Raw genomic sequence first — 19,948 nt, 5'->3', positions numbered from 1 at the left:
ATCTTTTTTTTGAAGTACTGTTCAGTTCATATGGTTGATATAATTATTACTCTATTAAAAGATTATCAATTAACCTTACTTTACCCAAGTGGGCCGCAATTACTATTGCATAACTTAATGGCTTTTTGTAGTCTTCAACTTTTGTAAGTGTTGTTGTGTCTACAATTTCCAAATATTCTAAATGAAATTTCGTATTATTTTGAAATTTAGCAATTCCCCAATCCAATACTTCTTTTGGAGCCTGATTGTGATCAATTTTTTCTTTCATTGTACTAATCACTTCATAAATAAAAGGAGCAACCTTTCTTTCATCTTCTGTAAGTCTAAGATTTCTAGAGGACATGGCTAAACCATCGTTCTCTCTTACCGTAGGAACTCCAATTACATCAATGCCAAATGATAAATCAGATGTCATTTTTCTGATGATTAGAAATTGTTGTAAATCTTTTAATCCAAAATATGCTTTGTCAGGATTGACCATATGAAATAGTTTGCTAACGACAATGCCTACTCCATTGAAATGTCCAGGTCTAAAAGCACCTTCCAATTGCTTTTCTATGATACCAAAATTAAATCCTGTAATTTGACTTTGTTCTATACCCATAGGATACATCTCTTCAACTGAAGGAAGGAAAAGTGCTGAACATCCAGCTTCTTCTAGCATCTTTTTATCTTGTTCATGTTGGACAGGATAATGTTTTAAATCGATGGCATTATTGAATTGGGTAGGGTTTACAAAAATACTGCAAATAGTGATGTCATTTTCTTGAATTGATTTTTTAATTAAAGTGATATGTCCATGATGTAATGCACCCATTGTTGGGACAAATCCAACACTTTTTTTTGAAAATCTACAATTATTTACAAAATCTTTTAACGTGCTAACTTTATTAAAAACGTCCATTTTAGGGGTTGATTTTTTAAAATTAAATTATTAAGTAAAAATGTGAATTTAAGTTAGTTTACTTTTAAAAGTTGAATTTAAGCAAGTTCTTCCGTACTTTTGCGAAGAAAAGGTGTAAATACGGTAGAATATGTCAAAATTAAAAATTCTTTACGTTTCAAGTGAGATAAATCCATTTTTGAAAACTTCTGAAGTTGCAGATTATGTTAGGAAGCTTCCTCAACACATGCAAGAAAGAGGTATGGAAATCAGAATTATGGTTCCAAGATTTGGATTGATCAATGAGCGTAAGAACAGATTACATGAAGTGGTAAGACTTTCAGGGATGAACATTGCCGTAGGCGAGGAGGAAAAACCACTAACTATCAAAGTTGCTTCAATCCAAAGTGCAAAATTGCAAGTTTACTTTATAGATAACGAAGATTATTTCCACAGAAAGTCTGTTTTCAGAGACAAGAAAAGCGATGAGTTTTTCTCAGATAATGATGACAGATCAGTTTTCTTCTGTAAGGGAGTAATTGAGACAGTAAAGAAATTAGGATGGGCACCAGATGTAGTTCATTGTAATGATTGGTTTACAAGTTTCATTCCTTTATACTTGAAAACTTCTTACAAGAATGATCCAATGTTCAAAAATGCTAAAACAGTATTTACTGTTTATGATACGAAATTTGATCATAAATTTAATCACGAAGAACTAGCGAAGAAAGTGAAGATGTTAGATATCGATGACTCTATGTTATCGGATTTGTCTTCAGCTGACTACAATAGTTTTATTAAAATCGGTTCTGAATATGCAGACCGTGTAACTAAAGGTTCTCCTTCAATTAAAGAGGATGTAGTAGAAGTACTTTCAACTTATGGTGAGAAAGTAACGGAAACAGAGCCTGAAGGTGATGAATACGCGGACTCATACTATGATATTTATACTGGATTGGCTCAATAGAACGAGCATTTTGGTATTTTTACAAAAAAAAGGTTATTGAAGTACTTCAATAGCCTTTTTTTATTTGTGTACGTCTAGATAATTTACAATTTTTGTCTCACCGTATTTATACTTTACTTTCAACCATTTTTACAATTCCATTGTCATTCAAGTAAGGAGGGTAGGGTGCCTTTTTTATTTTTGAAAAATTACAAATGAATAATAAATTTTTAATCAGAGCATTAGCTTCATTTTCAGCAATTCTTTCATTCGCTTGTACAAAGACGGATCTACAAACCATTGTTATCGGAGGCGACCTGATCGATGATCAAACAAAAATGTGTTATATCGATACTTTAGAGATCGATATAGAAACACACTACAAAGACTCTTTGTATACAAAGAATAGTGCTTATTTTATGGCAGGTTATGTAGATGAAGGTACTCAAATTGGGCAAACTGAAACATCATCATATACACAATTAAGTATAGGTTCTGAAGAAGCTTTAGATTTTAATGATAGGGTCTTGGATTCTATTTCTTTATCATTAGGTCTTGATTTAACCTCTTTGTACGGAGATACTACAAAGTCGCTAACATTGGAGATTTATGAATTAACAGACGACATCATAGGCGATTCAACAGAGTATTATTCTACTGATACAGTTTCGTATGCCACAGAGCTTTTAGGATCAAGAACTTTTAAACCTCAAGATCTATCAACTGATACAGTAAAAATCAAATTAGATAATGCTTTCGGTAAGAAGATTATTGACAATGCAGAGTATGCAGATCAGGATGATTTTGCTAATAAAATCAAAGGTCTTGCAATAAAAGTGAAGAAAGGACAAGAAAGTGCATGGGCAGGAAAGTTCTCTTTAGAGAACTATGGAACAGTTGTAGAAATGAATATGCACTACTTTGGTGAGTCTAGTGAAGATACTGTAAGAACTACTTACTATTTTGGCTTTAATCAACGTTTTAATAACATTACATATACACCAGGTACTTTAACATCTGGTATTCAAATTGGAGATGTAGTAAAAACTGAAGACTCTAATAATTTAGGATTTGTATTTGAAGGCACTGGAATGGTCTCACGTATCAAATTTCCTAACTTAATGGATCTTTTTGTAAAAGAACCAGGTACTTATACAGGGGATGATAGCTTACGAGAAGTACATTTAAATAGAGCAGATTTAGTAGTCTCTGCTGTAGGTGTAGATGATCCTGAGTACAAGATTTTCCCATCATCTAATATGCCACCTCCTTCAGGGCTGTTTTTTGGTTTTATGAATGAAGATGGTTCAATCCAGACAATATCAGAAACATCACAGCAATATAGATTTTTACAAGCACAATATCCGTCATCTGGTGATCAAACAGTGACATACGGATCAAATACCCAAACATATAGTTACGGTAAACTGGCAACCTATTTACAGGATCGTGCGTATAGAGAATTCTATAACCTTCCACTCGATGATGATGGATTGGTGTTATTACCAAACCAACAATCATCAAATATTAGAAAGCTGGTTTTCGCTGACGACGAAAGTCCAATATTACACCCGCTTAATGGTCAGACAATGAGATTGCGTCTGATTGTATATTATGCGGTATTTAACGACCCAAGACACGAGTGTAAGTAATTTTTTATTCATCTAAATTTAAATTTTTTAATTATGTGCGGAATTGTCGGTTATGTGGGTGAAAGAAATGCCCTTGACATTCTAATTAAAGGCCTTGAAAGATTAGAATATCGTGGCTATGATAGTGCTGGAGTATCCCTTATAGAAAAATCTGATGTTAAAGTTTTTAAGTGTAAAGGCAAAGTTGCTGATCTTAAAAAACAATTAGAAGGAAAAGATACAAAAGGATCAACAGGTATTGGTCATACACGTTGGGCAACGCACGGTGCACCTAATGATGTTAATGCTCATCCTCATTATTCTTCAGATCAAAAATTAGCAATGGTTCACAATGGAATAATTGAAAACTATGAAGTATTAAAAAGTCAGTTAATTGAAAAAGGACATGTTTTTCAAAGTGAGACTGATACTGAGGTTTTTATTCATTTTATTGAGCAAGTACAAAAAGATAACAATTGTGATTTAGATGAAGCTGTCCGTATTGCTTTAAATGAAGTAGTAGGTGCATATGCTATTGTAATTACAAGTAAAGATAATCCAGGTCAATTAGTTGCGGCAAGAAAAGGTAGTCCATTAGTGATTGGTGTAGGAGAAGGTGAATTCTTCTTAGCTTCTGATGCGACACCAATTGTTGAGTATACTAAAGACGTTGTATATATAAAAGATGAGGAAGTAGTTCTACTGAAGGATGGTGAAATGACTATCACTGATGTGAAAAACCAAGAACAAACTCCTTATATCCAAACATTAGAGCTTGAATTAGAAGCAATTGAAAAGAGTGGATATGATCATTTCATGATGAAAGAAATTATGGAACAACCTCGCTCTGTTGCTGATTGTTTAAGAGGAAGGGTGATTGCAAAAGAAAACCACGTAAAATTAGGTGGTATCTTCAATCATTTTGAAGATTTAGTTAATGCTAACCGTATTATTATTGTAGCTTGTGGTACATCATGGCATGCAGGTTTGGTAGCAGAATACATCTTTGAAGAATTAGCAAGAATCCCAGTAGAAGTTGAATATGCTTCTGAATTCAGATATAGAAACCCAATCATTGGTAAAGGTGATGTTATGATTGCAATTTCTCAATCGGGAGAAACAGCAGATACATTAGCAGCAATGAGTTTGGCAGAATCTAAGGGTGCAACAGTATTAGGCGTTTGTAATGTAGTAGGTTCATCTATTGCTAGAAACTCTCATGAAGGTGCATATACTCACGCAGGGCCAGAAATTGGTGTAGCAAGTACAAAAGCATTTACAGCTCAATTGACTGTACTTACCACGATGGCTTTAATGTTAGCGAAAGAAAAAGGCTCGTTAACTGAGAACCAGTTACATTCATTGTTGAAGGAGTTTGAAAATATCCCTTCAAAAATAGAGGAGGTTCTTAAGACAGATGATTCTATTAAAGAAATGTCTCATTTGTACAAAGATGCTTCTAATTTCTTGTACTTAGGTCGTGGATATAATTTCCCAGTGGCATTAGAAGGTGCATTAAAATTGAAAGAAATTTCTTATATTCATGCAGAGGGTTATCCTGCTGCAGAAATGAAGCACGGTCCAATTGCCCTTATTGATGAAGACATGCCAGTTGTAGTCATTGCAACTAGAGATAGCTCTTACGATAAAGTAGTATCTAACCTTCAAGAAGTAAAAGCAAGAGGCGGTAAAGTAATCGCAGTTGTTACTGAAGGAGATGCATTGATTCCAGGTATGGTTGATCACGTTATTGAAGTTCCGGATACTCATGAGGTATTAATGCCGATGATTTCTTGTATTCCTCTTCAATTACTATCTTATCACATTGCAGTGTTAAGAGGTTGTGACGTCGATCAGCCAAGAAATTTGGCGAAATCAGTTACCGTAGAGTAATAAAATATTTAAAGCTGTCGGTAATTAAACTTATCGACAGCTTTTTTGAAATTAATGAATTATATGAGCGAAGAATTTAGCTACAATACCGGAAGATCAGATATCATTCTTAAAGAATATGGTAGAAATATTGAGAAATTAGTAAAGTATATTTCTTCATTAGAAGATAAATCACTTAGAACTCAATACTCATACACTTTGATTGCTTTAATGAAGCAATTACATCCTATCCAAAAACAATTAAGTGATAGTCAACAAAGAATATGGGATCATATTCAGGTAATGTCTGAATTTAATCTGGATATCGACGCTCCTTATCCTCTTCCTACAGAGAACATGATGCATAAGAAGCCTCGTCAGGTTCCTTATAATCAATCTCATATTAGATTTAAGCACTTTGGTAAAAACCTAGAAATAATGGTTGAAAGTGCTTTAAAGCAAGAAACTGTAGAGGGAAAAGAAAAAGCTTTTGTCAAAATCATTAAATTGATGAAGTCTTTTTATTCAATGCAGGTTAATGATCAGATTGAAGACGAAGTAGTGATAAATACATTAAACTCTTTAACCAAAGGAAGATTTAATGTGCGACCACTTAAAGAGAAGTTTCCAGATGCTTTTAAAAATGTGAAACTACCTTCAGCTTCTGTGTCAACGCAATCTAATAATAACTCAAAATCATCTTCAAACTCAAAGAAGAGAAGAAGAAAAAAGAGAAAATAGTTATCCTCTTAAGTACGTAGTGAAGTAATAAAGCACTCCAAGTGTAAGTAAAAGAATTGAAGCTACTTTATTTAAACGTAAATATCTACTGGATAAACTTAAGAAAGCACATAACATACATATTAAGACCGAGAAAGAAAGGTCATAGTTAAGGGTGTAATCGTAAGCGATTGGACCCTTAATTGTTAATATAGAAGGAGCAACTAAAAAGTTTATAATGTAAGAGCCCATAATATTGCCAAAAGCAATATCCTGTCGTTTTCTTCTCATGACAGCTATAGTAGTTGTAATCTCTGGCAATGACGTACATATAGCCATGATACTGACTCCAATAAATCTTGGACTTAAAACGGTATACTCACTTAATAATAATGCTTCTATAACAGATATATAGGCTCCTGCAGCAATAATTAGAAGCCCAACGATGATGTCTCTACTTATGTAGTGATGTCTTATTAATCCTTTTGGGATTTTTTTTATTAAGTAGATCTCCTTTTTATTCTTAGAACTCGCAAAAATAATTAGATAGTAAGTAATAAGATACCCAATTAAAATAATCGTATCATAAGGTGTCAGATAGTTGGTCTCCGAATGAAAAAATAACTTCTTATTTAGAAGTAAAAAGAGAAGACAGCCACTTCCTAAAGCAAATACGGTATCCCGCCAAATATTCTTAGATAATACTCTAATATTGATGATCAGTGAAGAAATACCGAGTCCAAAAACGATATTAAAGGTATTACTCCCTATGATTGTACCAAAAGCAAGCTCTTCAGACTCTTTATAAACTGAAATAAATGACACGCAAACTTCAGGTATAGAAGTGCCTAAGGCTACAACTGTTAATCCAATATGTATTCCTGAAAAGTTGGAAGAAGCTGATAATGCTGTAGCACCTTTAGTAAGCATCAAAGCTCCATATCTCATTAATAAAATACCAATGAGACCAATAAAAATATGTATGAAAATACTATCCAATAACTAATTATAATTGAAGAGTGAAGTGATCAGCATCTAGGTGAGTAGGGAAAGACTCTCTGATTTGTTGAACTTCCTTATATGATAAAGTGATAATTTGGATTTCATCTTCTTCAGAAAGCTCATTAACGAGTTGTCCCTTTGGGTTATAAACGGCAGATTGTCCATTATATTCAACTCCATGTGGATCGTTACCAACACGATTAACGCCTACTGTATAGGATAAGTTCTCAATGGCTCTAGCTTTAAGCAAAGCATCCCAAGCTTCAATTCGAGGCTTAGGCCAATTGGCTAAGCATAAAAGAATATCATAATCGTTGTTAGTGTTTCTACACCATAGTGGGAACCTTAGGTCATAACAAATGATTGGGTTAATTCTCCAACCTTTCCATTCTTCTACCACTTGAAATTTCCCATGAGTGAAAGCCATATGTTCAGACGCCATTCTGAATAAATGCCTTTTGTCATAATGGGATATATGACCATTTGGCCTTGCAAATAATGAGCGGTTATATATTAAACGGTCTTGACGTATAGGAAAACTTCCAATAATTGCTGCATTCATTCTTTTAGATTGTTGCATTAACCATTTTGAAGTAGTCAGACCTATTGGTTCAGCTTTTTCTGCAGCCGTAGTATGAAATCCTGTCGTAAATAGTTCTGGTAAAACCACTAAATCGACCTGTTCATCAATTGTCCAAAGTTTTTCTTCGAGGAGAGCTAAGTTTGCCGTAGGATTCATCCATTGAGGATCAAATTGTACTAAAGCAATTTTGAAATTTTCTTGATGTTGTGACATGGAATACGTTAATTAATTATCTAATCGGCCGACGAAAGTTACATAAAAATAATCACCTGTATTGGAATTTTGAAATACGGCACCGCCAAAAGTATTAGAATTGCGATTATCAAGCGTGTTTGAACATGCTTGAGCCATAATTTTCACAACATCTGGAGTAGGATTAAGATTGGAAAAAGAAGCAAAGCCCGTACACCCTCTTATGTCACTTGCGTCGGTAATTACTTGTATTCTTTGTTTATAGTAGCCGTTCTCTTCTTCTTCTTTTGAGAGTTGTTCCCTCATTCCTGGATTATCCGCCAACTTAGCAGCAAATCTCTTTGACTCTTCAAAGAAAGTGACATTAAAAGTAAGAGGTTGTAACTGTTGATCTTCTCTATGCTTGTTGATTTCATCCATAAAGTATTGGTCAAGGCTGGTAGGAGTGCTCCAATTGATTTCATCATTTCCACATCCGAATAATAGAAAAGAAACCAAAAACAGAGTAAGTAATCTCATCGTAATATTTAAAAAGTAATCGTATAAAGTGAGTACAAGTACTCGCCAAAATATTTAAAAAAAAGCTACTCAATTTTGAGTAGCTTAAAATTAATTATTTTTTCGGAAATCTCATTCTGTAAGCATGAGGAGCTTTTCCTTTTGTGATGTTATTTAATTTACTTTTAATTAACCTCTTTTTAATTGGAGATAAATAATCAGTAAATAAAACACCTTCAATGTGATCATATTCATGTTGGATAACTCTTGCAGTTACACCAGTGAATTTCTCTTCTCTTTCTTTTAAGCTTTCATCAAGGTATTTGATAATTACACCTTCAGGTCTCACCACTTCACCGTTGATGCCAGGAATACTTAAACAACCTTCGTCAAAACCAACATCTTCACCAAACTCTTCAATAATTTCAGCGTTGATAAAAGCACCTTTGTAACCTGTTTCTTCAGATCCCTCTTCTAACATTAAGTTAGAATCAATAACAAAGATACGTTTAGCTTTTCCAATCTGTGGACCTGCAAGTCCAACTCCCTGAGCACCTGACATAGTTTCGAACATGTCGTCTATTAAAGTGCTAACTTCGTTTAATTCATCTTTTGTAAAGTCAATGGCAACTTTTCTTAATACGGGGTCGCCATAAGCTACTACAGGATATATCATTTGACTGTTATTTGTTTGAGATTAAAAACTTTGCTGATCCATGTAGGATTGAAGAATAATAGTGGCACTGATTTTATCTACATTACCTTTTACTCTTCTGTCTTTCTTTTTCATGCCACTTGCCAACATTGATTGTTCAGCCATTTTAGATGTAAATCGCTCATCAATATAGGCTAGTGGAATATTAGGGAAATTTTGTTGCAATTTCTTTGCAAAAGATTTAGTTGGTTTAGTATTGTCGGTTTCTAATCCATCTAGTCCGACAGGTAAGCCAATGACAAACTGATCTACTTCCTCTTTTACTAGGTAGTCTTTAATAAACTGCATTGCCACATTGGTTTGAACTGTTTCTAATGATGATGCGATAATCTTCATCGGATCAGTAACGGCAAAGCCAGTTCTTTTAGTACCGTAATCTATTGCTAATATTCTTCCCATAATTTTTTAAGAAAGGGCAGCTTTCGCTTTTTCCACTTCTTTTTTACTATTTCCTACAAATATCTGATTATTTGCAATAATAACAGGTCTTTTTAAAAAAGAATATTCTTGAAGTATTAACGATTTATAATCTTCCTCAGATAAGTCCTTTTCATGTAGTCCCATTGGTCTAAATTGTCTAGATCTTCTACTGAATAAAGAATCATATGATCCTGAAAGAGCCTTCATCTCTTCAATTTGTTCCGAAGTGATTTTTTCAGTTTTGATATCCTGAAATACATCAAACTTATCTTTTCCTATTTCCTCAATGATTCTCTTGCATGTTGAACAAGTAGAGAGGTAATAAATTTTGGACATTTATTTGGTAATAATTTCTTGAACGTTGTTGTAAATATTTTGAGCGATCCTATCAACTGGTAAATCGTTTGGATCTTTACCAAATGGATCTTCAATTTCCTCTGAAATAGTAACAATACTCATTGCTATGTAATAGATCATCATAACTGCAGGAATAGTCCACCAGCTAAGATTATCAATTAAACCGAAAGGCATAATGATAGCATATACATAGATGTATGTTTTCAGAAGATAAGAGTGTGATGATGGCATAGGAGTATTGTGAATTCTTTCACATTTACCCATAATGTCAATTAATTCATCTGAGTTTTCAATCAACTTTAAAAACTGAAAATCTGTGATTTCTTTATTATCGTAAGCAATCCTTAACCTTCTTTGAATTAATTGATTGACAGCATTCGGTACATGCTTCCACTCTTTTAATTCTTTGATTAGTTTTTCACCTAAAAAATCAAGTTCTGCATAGACCACTCCATCTCTTAAGTGTTCCTTTAAAACGAATGGAAAAGCTCCAATCAATTTAATGATCTCATTTTTATGTTCACTTTCTGGTAGAAGATTCTCTACTTGTAAAGCATAGTTTCTTGAGGTGTTCACTAATCCACCAAGAACTTTTCTAGCTTCCCACCAACGATCATAGGCGGTATTATTTCTAAATACCAATAGTAAACCTAGAATTGCACCAAGGAGCCCCGGTACTGTAAAGTTCATTTTGATATCAACATGATTAAACTCATGAACAGCGCATAGAATAGTAGTGGGGATAACAATCCAAATTAAATCTATGGATAATCGTCTAACTAAATATCCTTTGTACGAAAAGATCATGTACAAAGAAGATTGAGTGAAGTTTCTTTTAGGCATAGAACAAAAAAAGTAATAGTAAAAAATTATCTCACAAATTAACGTAAAAAGTTAATATTAAGTTTTATTCAATAAGTGTTTTGTGCATTATTTTCGCTTCTCCTTTAACAGTTACTTTTTTTTGAGAAGAGGTGATAACTGTTTTTATTATAGCTGTTTTTCTTCTAGAATCAATTTCTGTCACTTCGAAAGTGGCTACATATTCTTCATCAACAAACATTGGTCTTAAGAAATCCATGGATTGAGACAAATAAACAGATCCATTTCCTGGGAATTCAGTTCCTAAAACTCTTGAAAAAATACTTGCAGATAAAAAACCATGCATAATAGGTTTCTTAAAAGGAGTACCTGCAGCAAACTCAGGATCAATATGAATTGGGTTAGTGTCACCCGTTAGTTTAGCAAATGCATCTACTTGATCTTGAGTAAATGAAAAAGTTGTCTCGTAAGTATTTCCTATTAAAATCATTGTTTTTAAAAATAATGCTTATATAAAAATATAAAATTTTCATAAAAAGGTGATGAAAGTCTCCAAATTAAATCAATTCTGCTTAACTTTGAGGAGGCAAAGCTCAAAGCTTGTATAAAAAAAACAATTATTCAAGCCGAGCTAGCAATTTAATTTAGAGTTATCTTTTTTCATTTTCATATTTACTGGACTAAAGGTATTGTCATTGGCAGTGCCTTTTTTCATGAATAATTGAAATAAAAGATGGGATTATTTATAAAATAGTTCCTATTTAAAAAAAATCTAAATAAATTTGCGAGCCGATTGGAATGTGTGTTTACAACTTTTTTATAAGATGTGATATCCAATCTTTAAAGACGAATTTCTAACAACAAAATCATAGATAAAAATGCTGAAGATCAACGATCTAAAAGCTTCGATAGAAGACAAAGAGATTCTTAAAGGAATCAACTTGGAGATTAAAGAGGGTGAAGTGCACGCGATTATGGGACCAAACGGTTCTGGTAAAAGTACTTTAGCTTCAGTTCTTGCTGGTAGAGAAGATTATGAAGTAGAAGGTGGCGATGTTGACTTCGATGGTGAGGATTTGTTAGAGATGTCACCAGAGGAAAGAGCACAAAAAGGTTTATTCCTTGCTTTCCAATATCCAGTTGAAATCCCAGGTGTTAGTAACACTAACTTCTTAAGAACAGCTGTTAATGAGGTACGTAAAGCAAGAGGTGAGGAGCCTTATAATGCTGCGAACTTTATGAAAGAGATGAAAGAAAAGATGAAAATCGTTTCTATTGATAAATCTCTAATGAACCGTTCTTTAAACGAAGGATTCTCAGGTGGTGAAAAGAAAAGAAATGAGATCTTCCATATGGCTATGTTAGATCCAAAATTAGCGATTCTTGATGAGACAGATTCAGGTCTTGATATCGATGCATTAAGAATTGTAGCTAATGGTGTTAATACTTTAAGAGACGGTAAGCGTTCTTTTGTTGTAGTAACTCACTACCAAAGATTATTAGATTATATCGTTCCTGACTTTGTTCACGTACTTTACAAAGGTAAGATCGTAAAATCTGGTACTAAAGAATTGGCACTTGAATTAGAAGAAAAAGGATACGATTGGATTATCCAAGAAGTAGAAGGTCAAAACTAAACCTAACCCTAATTTTTTCTAATTATGAGTAAAGTAATTGAAAATGCTGCATTAAAAAATAATGCATTAGCATATATAGAAGATACAATTGATGCTGTTCCTGCTTTAACTTCTCTAAAAACTGAAGCAGCGGAACAATTTGCATCAACAGATTTTCCTTCAATCAGAGATGAAGAGTGGAAATATACTAATGTGAAGAAATTAGTTTCTTCAGAGTTTAATTTCACAACTTCATCAAAAGCAGTTACTAAAGAAGATATTGCTGATCATTTGATCGAAGGTGTTGAAGTAATGGTATTTGTTGATGGTCAGTTCAATGCTGAATTATCAAACTATACTTCAACAGACAAGGTGACTTTCTCACCACTTTCAGAAGCTATTCAAAAAGACGAAGCATTAGTTTTATCTCATTTAGGTAAATATGCTGATGCAGGGTTACCTTTCGTAGGTATTAACACAGCTTCTATCCAAGAAGGTGTATTTGTTTACGCTAAAAGAAATGCTTTAAAAGAAGAAGCAGTTCTTATTCTAAATGTTGTTACTGCTAATCATTTAGTTGTTCAACCTAGAGTTTTAGCGATTGCTGAAGAAGGTGCTCAGTTTACTTTTGCTGAAAGAAATGTAGTATTGGGAGACAATGAAGTGCTTATCAATGCAGTTTCTGAAACAGTAGTAGCAGAAAGAGCTGTTGTAAATCATATTAAATTACAAGATGAGAACGAAAATACTCATTTAGTAACGTTATCTGAGGCACAACAAGCAGATAACTCTGTATACCATAATGTGACTATCACTACTGGTGGTAAATTGGTTAGAAATAACTTAAATATCTCACTTGGTGAGCATTGTGAAGGTCTAATGACAGGTTTATACTTATTAGATGATAAATCTTTCGTAGATAACCATACAATGGTAGATCACAAAATGCCTAACTCATATTCTAATGAGTTATACAAAGGTATTTTAAGTGGTAAATCTAAAGCAGTTTTCAATGGTAAAATCTTTGTTCGTCAGGATGCACAAAAAACAAATGCATTCCAGTCAAACAAAAACATCTTACTTTCTCCAGATGCAGTTGTGAATACAAAACCACAATTAGAGATTTGGGCAGATGATGTAAGTTGTTCACATGGTTGTACAATTGGTGCTTTAGATGAAGATCCAATGTTCTATCTAAGAGCAAGAGGTATCACTGAAGATAAAGCAAGAGCTTTATTGACATATGCTTTTGCAGGTGATGTAATCGAAAAGATCTCTAATGAGCCAATTCGTTCACTTGTAGAAAGAACTGTAGCTGAAAAAATGGGTTATCCTTTGGATTAATCTTAAGAGTATATTTTAAAAAAGGATTACTTTCTCACTTAGAAAGTAATCCTTTTTTATTTCTAGGCTGTTTTTACATTTCTATGGGTAGAAATAGCAAATGTTATTTCTCTTGTGATTTTATCTAAATCTTCTGCACTACTTTTTAAGTGGTTGACAATTTCTTTAGAAAGCATTTCATCAGAAGAATTAAAAAGCTCAATTAACCCCATTATTCTACATAGGGGACCTCTTACCTTGTGAGAATTGAGATAACAATATTTCTCAATAGCTTTATTCTGAGATTGGAGTAAAGCCTTAAGAGTATCTAATTCTCTTTTTGTCTCAGGTATTTCATTATAGTCAATGTTACTATTGCTAAGGTTGTGATGAATACTTTTCATAAACATCATAATCTCGGTTTTGAGGACTTCTATTCTATCAATTCTAGCCCTAATACTCTGGAGTAACTCCTGTTGAGTAAACGGTTTTGTGATATAATCATCCGCCATCAAATTCATTCCTTTTCGTATATCATGACGATCACTTTTCGCCGATAGAAAGATAAAAGGTACTCCAACTGCTAAAGGATTTTTTCTAAGTTCTTTAAGAAAAAGGTATCCATTCATTGCAGGCATCATAACATCACATAAAATGATGTCGGGTATTTGTTGCTTTATGATCTCTAGTGCGTCTGGCCCGCTTTCGGCCGAGAGAACTTTAAAATCATTAATTTCGAGTAAGTCAACTATGCTTTCTAGTAGGTTTTTTTCGTCGTCAATAACCAGCACTACCGTCTCGTTCATGAGAGTCAAATTTTTGGGTAAATGTTTTTCAACACTCTATTAACAGTAGTTAACCTTCGAAAAGTTTCCCTAATGCCCAATATGTGAGAAAGCAGCCCAATAATATGGGGAGGAGTAAAGACTTCCTTTGATAAGTTTAATTTTTGCCTTCTTTAAAGCTTTGGAAATATTTTCACCTTTTACTATTTCTTCGTAGAAATATTGCATTAATAGGGCAGTTGAGATGTCATCTACAGTCCAAAGTGATACGATGGAATTTTCTACTCCAGCATATTTTAAAGATCGGGAAAGTCCAATTAGTCCTTCTCCTTTACTTATTTTTCCTAAACCTGTTTCACAGGCAGATAAAGTGACTAGTTTACTGTTCAATTCAAGGTTGTAAATTTCAGAAGCATGAAGAAGATTTGGTTCTTCCTCTTCGCCATTTAAAAATATAAAAGATTGATTTGGGCTTTCTTCATCGACAAAACCATGAGTAGCAAAATGCAAATATTTATATCCTTGTTTAGAAGCACTTAATAAATTAGATTTTGTCGCCTTCTTATACATATATGTGGAGGTTGACCATCCTTGTGTATTGGCAATACTTTCAATTTCTCTTACTTCAGATAATGTACCTGGAAGAGAGGAGTAAATTTCTGAGCCTGTAGAGTCAGTAAAGTTTACTGGGGCGAAAAAAGCAATATTATTTCCTGATTCAGATTGTTCATTTCCTGAATCTTCAGAATAGGCTAAAGTTGCCGAAAAATTATATGCGATAGAATATTTAGTTACCATGAAAGGTAATTGATGTGCATTCATCTGGTCAATTTCGCCTACTGATTCATAGAAAAGGACCTCCATTGGAATACTATTAATCTTTCCATCGAGTAGAAAAGTCACTTTTTCAATAGCATCATTTAAGTAAAATGGAAGTAGTCTCGACGATAGATATTTGGAAGACATAAGAATGATTTCATCAAAATTGAACTTCAATCCCGATTCTAGACTTATAATTTCATCCTTAAAATCATCATCAAAATTTTCTGTATAAATATTTAAACCTTTGTCTGTTACTAAAAATATATACAATAACTCTTCAACATCAGAAATAAAGTAACTAATCAACGCCTCATTCTTAGAGATTTTATTTGAAATGTCTTTCAATGAAATTACTGAAGCGTTGTATTTTAAATTATAATATTTAGGGTAGTCCTGCTCTAAATCACTTATTAATTCTTCAAGTGATTGTTCAGTATTAAAGAGTATGTTTTCTAAAGAATCTCTTTCTGTAATAGATGAACTTTTAATTATGCCTTGTTCAATAGCACTAATCTCGTCATGTAAGCTATTTTCTTTTTCGATAAGCTCTTTAGGAATTCCCGCAAAGGTTTTTGCATTTGTGTCTTGAATAGCTTCCAAAAGAGTAGCAGATTTACTCCATTCCATAAATTGAAATGCTTTTTCATTCCATTTATTAGCATTTACCGAAGCTATTCCTAATTCTATACTAAGTCGAATACCATCTGAATATACTGCGTTGGTAATTTCACTTAGCTTGATTTTATCTTCTTCATTTCTTAAAGTTCCTCTTACTTTATTAATTACATGGTGTGCAGCTTCTAAAGATTCAATACCAGAAGATAAGTCGTTTCTTTTTAGTGTTTTTGTAAAATGAATCTTTTCAAAAGCCTCTGCTTTTTTCTGCAAAGCTACAATATTGATAAATGGATTTAAGTAATCACTTGCCTCAGGGTTGGCTTTGGGATCCTCATTCTTGAATTGAAAACTATTTGAACAAATGGCCTTCTGATAATAATTCAGAGCAGTTTTGTATTCTTCCTGATCGTAACTAATATCACCTAAGTGAATGTAGATATTAGCTATTTCAGGGTGTTTATCACCAAAAGTAACTTGATATAACTGTAAAGAAAGATCATAAAATTCAAGTGCCAGATCAACTTGATTGCTTTTTAAGTATGCTTCGGCAATATATGTATAAGCAAAGGCAACATTAGGATGGTCATTAGAATATAATTTTGACCAAATACTTGCTGCTTTTTCAAAGGCTTCAATAGCTTTTGGTAGAAAATAGTTTTGTTGAAAGATTACTCCTAAGTTAATATAGATAGAGGCTACACTAGGATGGTCCTCATTTGGAAAGGCTTTTTGATACTCCTTCAATGCCTTTTCGTAATAGACCTGAGCCTTAAATGGTTCGTCACTAGAATTCACTAAGCCTAAGTTGATATTGCAATTAGCCTCTAAAATGCTATCATTTAATTTTTTTGATAAAACTAAGGCTTGTTTTAAATATTCATTGGCTTCTTTTTGAGCTCCTGTCTGCCAATAAGCTATCCCTAACAAAGAATAACTTTCAATAAATAGTTTTGTGTACTCATTGTTGTTCTTGTATTTATCAAATTTTCGAATTCCTTGTAAAATGACTTGAATGGCATCATAAGAAAAACCTTGATGTTCCAATAAATATCCTTTCGCATTAATAATCGCTAAATATGAAGGTTTTGACGAGACTAATAATGAATCATCACATAGACTTAATGCTTTTGTGTAGTAACTTTTTTGTCCATAGATCTTAGCTTTTAAAGCGTCAACATAATTTACATTCTGTTTATTTACGTTGACCTTATTTAGTATGTTGATTGCAGAGTCCAATTCTCCATATTCATAGAAATTCTGAGCACTTTGTAGTGAAGATTGTGCTAGAGTGATCAATGGGAATAAGTAGATATATATTAAAAAATGATATTTCATCTTAGGTATTACTAGAATTGTTGTTTAATAAAAAAGTTAACGACATAATCTCGTTGTAATCCATCAGGGTTTAAAGGTCTTTGCTGTATGGCATACGCACCTACTGCAGATAGTGTGAGTGAAGTATTTATATTGTATGAAGCTTCTAAAAGACCATTAATAGTTAAACCTTCTGAGCCAATGACTTCATAATTTCCATCTTCAATTGATTCAACATACCCAGGTTGTGGTTTATAAATACCTAGTACACTTGGAGCAATAGACCATTTTGAAGTTTTGATAGCATATTTTAAGCGCATACTAATGTCAGTTTTTCGATCAAGATGTCTTGATGAAGGAAACCAATTTAGTAAGTGTTGGTAGTATTCAGTGTTTCTCCAATAATAAGGATCATATTCATGTTCAGTTAATGTGGTCAATGGTTGTTGGATACCTAGTGAGATATGCCAAGCTTTTGATGTTAAAGCGAGACCAAATAATGCATCATAAGTACCCAAGGAAGTATTGTAGATCATGGGGAGAGGTAACCCTTCATATGTCATATTTGCTTTTCCTGTAGGAACCTTACCACCAATAACTCCTGTAAGATTCCATTTTCCGCCAGAAATTATTTGGTAAGAATAGGATAGAGTGACATCACTCATTCCTTGAGTGTCTGTAATTGGACCTGATTTGAATGAATAAGCTGTTTTAGCTTGAACACTACTTTTAGAGGAGATTTTATAATCTACTGTTAAACCTGCTCCTTGATCATAAAATTGACTTTTATACATCTGCCAATATCCATTATAGGTGATAGCAAACTTATGGTCAATAATATTACTTTTGTCTTTATCATTAGATGGATTAAGTGCTCCAGTTGAGCAAATGCCTGCATCACTACATCCTTGAGCATGTATTTGATAAAGAGATATGATTGATAAAAGAGTGACTAGAATAAAAATTCTTTTCATAGCTAAAAAGATAACTGAATTAGGGTGTATTTGAAGAGGTAGTTAGTATTTTAGTAGTTAACCTAACAAAAATTGAACGAAAATCAGTAATATGTCCAATTATTTATTTCGATTTTTTATTATAAATCTGTTATTCAGTAGTTTAACTGTTTTTTCTCAAGAACATAAATCACCTAAGTTTTTTGATGCTTCTATTGAAGATTTACAGTGGGTAGATTCAGTATGGCAGTCATTATCTAATGAAGAAAAAATTGCACAATTATTTATTGTTCCTCATTATACAAGTAGAAGTTATAAGGAAGTAGAGTTTCTAGTTCGTGAATATAATGTTGGCGGAGTTATCTTTTTTAAGGGGAAAGCGATAGATCAGGTCAATGCTGTCAATAGGTTGAATAATGTAGCAAAAACACCATTGGTATATACTTTAGATGCTGAATGGGGATTAGGGATGAGACTACCTTATGATGGTATTTCTTATCCTTATGCGATGACATTGGGTGCGTTACAAGATGATCAATTGATTTATGAGATGTCTTCACAAATTGCAAATCAATTGAAAAGAGTAGGTGTGACAGTAAGTTATGGACCTGTTGCAGATTTAAATAATAATCCATTAAACCCTGTGATAAGTTACCGTTCGTTTGGAGAGAATAGGGAAAAAGTTACTTCAAAAGCATTAGCATACATGAAGGGTTTGGAGGATCATCAAGTTTTGGCAGTCGCTAAACATTTTCCAGGTCATGGTGATACGAATGTTGATTCTCATAAATCATTACCAGTGATTCCACATTCTAGAAAAAGACTAGATTCTTTAGAATTATACCCATTCGAGCAATTGATAAAGGAAGGAATTGGAGGTGTAATGACTGCTCATTTAGAAGTTCCTGCTTTAGATGATCAAGCCTCTTCATTGTCAACTAAAGTAATTACTGATTTATTAAGAGATTCTCTAAAGTTTGATGGAGTGATATTTACAGACGGGATCTTGATGGATGCTATCACAAAGCAGTTTCATGATTATGGAAAAGCAGATGCTCAGGCTTTGGTAGCGGGTAATGATGTAGTAGAATTTACAAATCATATTGATAAAGCCATTAAAGAAGTGTTGTTGGCGATCAATCAGAAGAAAATATCTTGGGAACAGATCAATGAAAAGGGATGGAGAGTATTATTGATGAAAAGATGGTTGGAGGTAGATAAACAAAAGAGGTTGTCTACAGCTTCATTAAAAGCAGATCTACAACCCCAGGAAGCGAAGAAGTTGATTCAAGAAATATCTGATAAAGCGATAACCGTATTAAAGAATAGCAACCAATGTATCTCTCTTGATATAACAAAAAAAGTGGCTATTGTAAATATCGGGAAGTCATCAACTTTACTTAAAAAGAGATTTTCAGAGAAACAGTTTGACGTAGAATCATTTTACTTATCTAAAAACGCTAGTTCAGAGCAATTAAAACAATTGATAAGTAAATTATCTAGATTTGATGTGGTGGTTACACAAGTCGGGGCATTATATATGAGTCCAGGTGTTAAGGATATTGCTGTAGAATTAGCAAAAGAAGATGAACCTATTAAAAAATCGAAATATCCTTATGGAGTAACCTATACAATGTTGAACTATTTTCATTTGATGAAAGATAAAGACCCTAAACATATTGGTGTATTTTTTGGCAATGCGTATGCAATACGATCTTTTGTGGGTATTGAAAATATAGATGGATTAATAATTGGTTATCAAGATTTACCTGAATTGAGAAAGTCAGTAGGAAAGTTACTTTTAGGAGAGATAAATAGCCAAGGAAAATTACCAGTAACCATTGATCAAAGGTTTAAAGAAGGATTAGGATTATAG

The 19,948-nt window shown here is 33.1% G+C and carries 19 protein-coding genes; 7 read left to right on the top strand and 12 right to left on the bottom strand.

Annotation, left to right across the window (positions count from 1 at the left end; all coding sequences use genetic code 11):
• Positions 1 to 46: 46 nt before the first annotated feature.
• Positions 47 to 904 carry a pantoate--beta-alanine ligase gene (panC, locus tag HGP29_RS15990; protein WP_168883426.1) on the bottom strand — a complete coding sequence of 286 codons (858 nt, stop codon included), beginning with the start codon at positions 902 to 904 and terminating at the stop codon, positions 47 to 49.
• A 130-nt stretch (positions 905 to 1,034) separates the two neighbouring features.
• On the opposite strand from panC, the gene HGP29_RS15985 reads away from it, so the two are divergent.
• The 4 genes from HGP29_RS15985 (at position 1,035) to HGP29_RS15970 (ending at position 6,073) form a co-directional block, all read left to right on the top strand.
• Positions 1,035 to 1,850 (top strand): glycogen/starch synthase, encoded by an 816-nt coding sequence (locus HGP29_RS15985; protein ID WP_168883425.1) that lies wholly within the window; start codon positions 1,035 to 1,037, stop codon positions 1,848 to 1,850.
• A gap of 194 nt (positions 1,851 to 2,044) precedes the next feature.
• Positions 2,045 to 3,481, top strand: a complete 1,437-nt coding sequence (locus HGP29_RS15980; protein WP_168883424.1) for a DUF4270 domain-containing protein — start codon at positions 2,045 to 2,047, stop codon at positions 3,479 to 3,481.
• Between the two features lie 33 nt (positions 3,482 to 3,514).
• Positions 3,515 to 5,353: a glutamine--fructose-6-phosphate transaminase (isomerizing) gene (gene glmS / locus HGP29_RS15975; RefSeq protein ID WP_168883423.1), complete on the top strand. Its 1,839-nt coding sequence runs from the start codon at positions 3,515 to 3,517 to the stop codon at positions 5,351 to 5,353.
• Positions 5,354 to 5,416: 63 nt separating this feature from the next.
• Positions 5,417 to 6,073, top strand: coding sequence for a DUF4290 domain-containing protein (locus HGP29_RS15970; RefSeq protein WP_168883422.1), 657 nt, complete (start codon positions 5,417 to 5,419; stop codon positions 6,071 to 6,073).
• Here HGP29_RS15970 and HGP29_RS15965 read toward each other — a convergent pair whose 3' ends face one another.
• The 8 genes from HGP29_RS15965 to HGP29_RS15930 all read right to left on the bottom strand — a co-directional run bounded on the left by HGP29_RS15965 (position 6,074) and on the right by HGP29_RS15930 (position 11,131).
• Entirely contained in the window at positions 6,074 to 7,051 is a 978-nt protein-coding gene (locus HGP29_RS15965) for a sodium:calcium antiporter (RefSeq protein ID WP_168883421.1), read from the bottom strand. It abuts the gene before it with no gap.
• Between the two features lie 7 nt (positions 7,052 to 7,058).
• A complete protein-coding gene (locus HGP29_RS15960) occupies positions 7,059 to 7,850 on the bottom strand; it encodes an amidohydrolase (protein ID WP_168883420.1) in 792 nt (263 codons plus the stop codon).
• Positions 7,851 to 7,862: 12 nt separating this feature from the next.
• A complete protein-coding gene (locus HGP29_RS15955; RefSeq protein ID WP_168883419.1) occupies positions 7,863 to 8,348 on the bottom strand; it encodes a hypothetical protein in 486 nt (161 codons plus the stop codon).
• A 94-nt stretch (positions 8,349 to 8,442) separates the two neighbouring features.
• The gene (def, locus tag HGP29_RS15950) at positions 8,443 to 9,003 is read right to left on the bottom strand and encodes a peptide deformylase (protein ID WP_168883418.1); all 561 of its coding nucleotides are present in this window, start codon (positions 9,001 to 9,003) and stop codon (positions 8,443 to 8,445) included.
• A gap of 21 nt (positions 9,004 to 9,024) precedes the next feature.
• Complete coding sequence (ruvX, locus tag HGP29_RS15945; protein ID WP_168883417.1) at positions 9,025 to 9,441, bottom strand: Holliday junction resolvase RuvX; 417 nt, start codon at positions 9,439 to 9,441, stop codon at positions 9,025 to 9,027.
• A gap of 6 nt (positions 9,442 to 9,447) precedes the next feature.
• The gene (locus tag HGP29_RS15940; protein ID WP_168883416.1) at positions 9,448 to 9,798 is read right to left on the bottom strand and encodes an arsenate reductase family protein; all 351 of its coding nucleotides are present in this window, start codon (positions 9,796 to 9,798) and stop codon (positions 9,448 to 9,450) included.
• Positions 9,799 to 10,662, bottom strand: coding sequence for a bestrophin family protein (locus HGP29_RS15935; RefSeq protein ID WP_168883415.1), 864 nt, complete (start codon positions 10,660 to 10,662; stop codon positions 9,799 to 9,801).
• A gap of 64 nt (positions 10,663 to 10,726) precedes the next feature.
• A complete protein-coding gene (locus HGP29_RS15930; protein ID WP_168883414.1) occupies positions 10,727 to 11,131 on the bottom strand; it encodes a MaoC family dehydratase in 405 nt (134 codons plus the stop codon).
• Positions 11,132 to 11,519: 388 nt separating this feature from the next.
• Between HGP29_RS15930 and sufC the strand changes: the two genes are divergently transcribed.
• Together sufC and sufD are read left to right on the top strand one after the other, a co-directional pair.
• Positions 11,520 to 12,278, top strand: coding sequence for a Fe-S cluster assembly ATPase SufC (gene sufC / locus HGP29_RS15925; protein ID WP_168883413.1), 759 nt, complete (start codon positions 11,520 to 11,522; stop codon positions 12,276 to 12,278).
• A 24-nt stretch (positions 12,279 to 12,302) separates the two neighbouring features.
• Positions 12,303 to 13,601: a Fe-S cluster assembly protein SufD gene (sufD, locus tag HGP29_RS15920; protein ID WP_168883412.1), complete on the top strand. Its 1,299-nt coding sequence runs from the start codon at positions 12,303 to 12,305 to the stop codon at positions 13,599 to 13,601.
• A 62-nt stretch (positions 13,602 to 13,663) separates the two neighbouring features.
• Here sufD and HGP29_RS15915 read toward each other — a convergent pair whose 3' ends face one another.
• The 3 genes from HGP29_RS15915 to HGP29_RS15905 all read right to left on the bottom strand — a co-directional run bounded on the left by HGP29_RS15915 (position 13,664) and on the right by HGP29_RS15905 (position 18,093).
• Positions 13,664 to 14,386 carry a response regulator transcription factor gene (locus tag HGP29_RS15915; RefSeq protein WP_168883411.1) on the bottom strand — a complete coding sequence of 241 codons (723 nt, stop codon included), beginning with the start codon at positions 14,384 to 14,386 and terminating at the stop codon, positions 13,664 to 13,666.
• A gap of 69 nt (positions 14,387 to 14,455) precedes the next feature.
• Entirely contained in the window at positions 14,456 to 17,140 is a 2,685-nt protein-coding gene (locus tag HGP29_RS15910; protein ID WP_168883410.1) for a CHAT domain-containing protein, read from the bottom strand.
• 11 nt (positions 17,141 to 17,151) lie between these two features.
• A complete protein-coding gene (locus tag HGP29_RS15905) occupies positions 17,152 to 18,093 on the bottom strand; it encodes a hypothetical protein (RefSeq protein WP_168883409.1) in 942 nt (313 codons plus the stop codon).
• Positions 18,094 to 18,184: 91 nt separating this feature from the next.
• Between HGP29_RS15905 and HGP29_RS15900 the strand changes: the two genes are divergently transcribed.
• Positions 18,185 to 19,948, top strand: a complete 1,764-nt coding sequence (locus HGP29_RS15900) for a glycoside hydrolase family 3 protein (protein ID WP_168883408.1) — start codon at positions 18,185 to 18,187, stop codon at positions 19,946 to 19,948.

The organism is Flammeovirga agarivorans, assembly GCF_012641475.1.
GTDB lineage: Bacteria > Bacteroidota > Bacteroidia > Cytophagales > Flammeovirgaceae > Flammeovirga > Flammeovirga agarivorans.
This window is presented reverse-complemented; position numbering and strand designations above follow the sequence as displayed.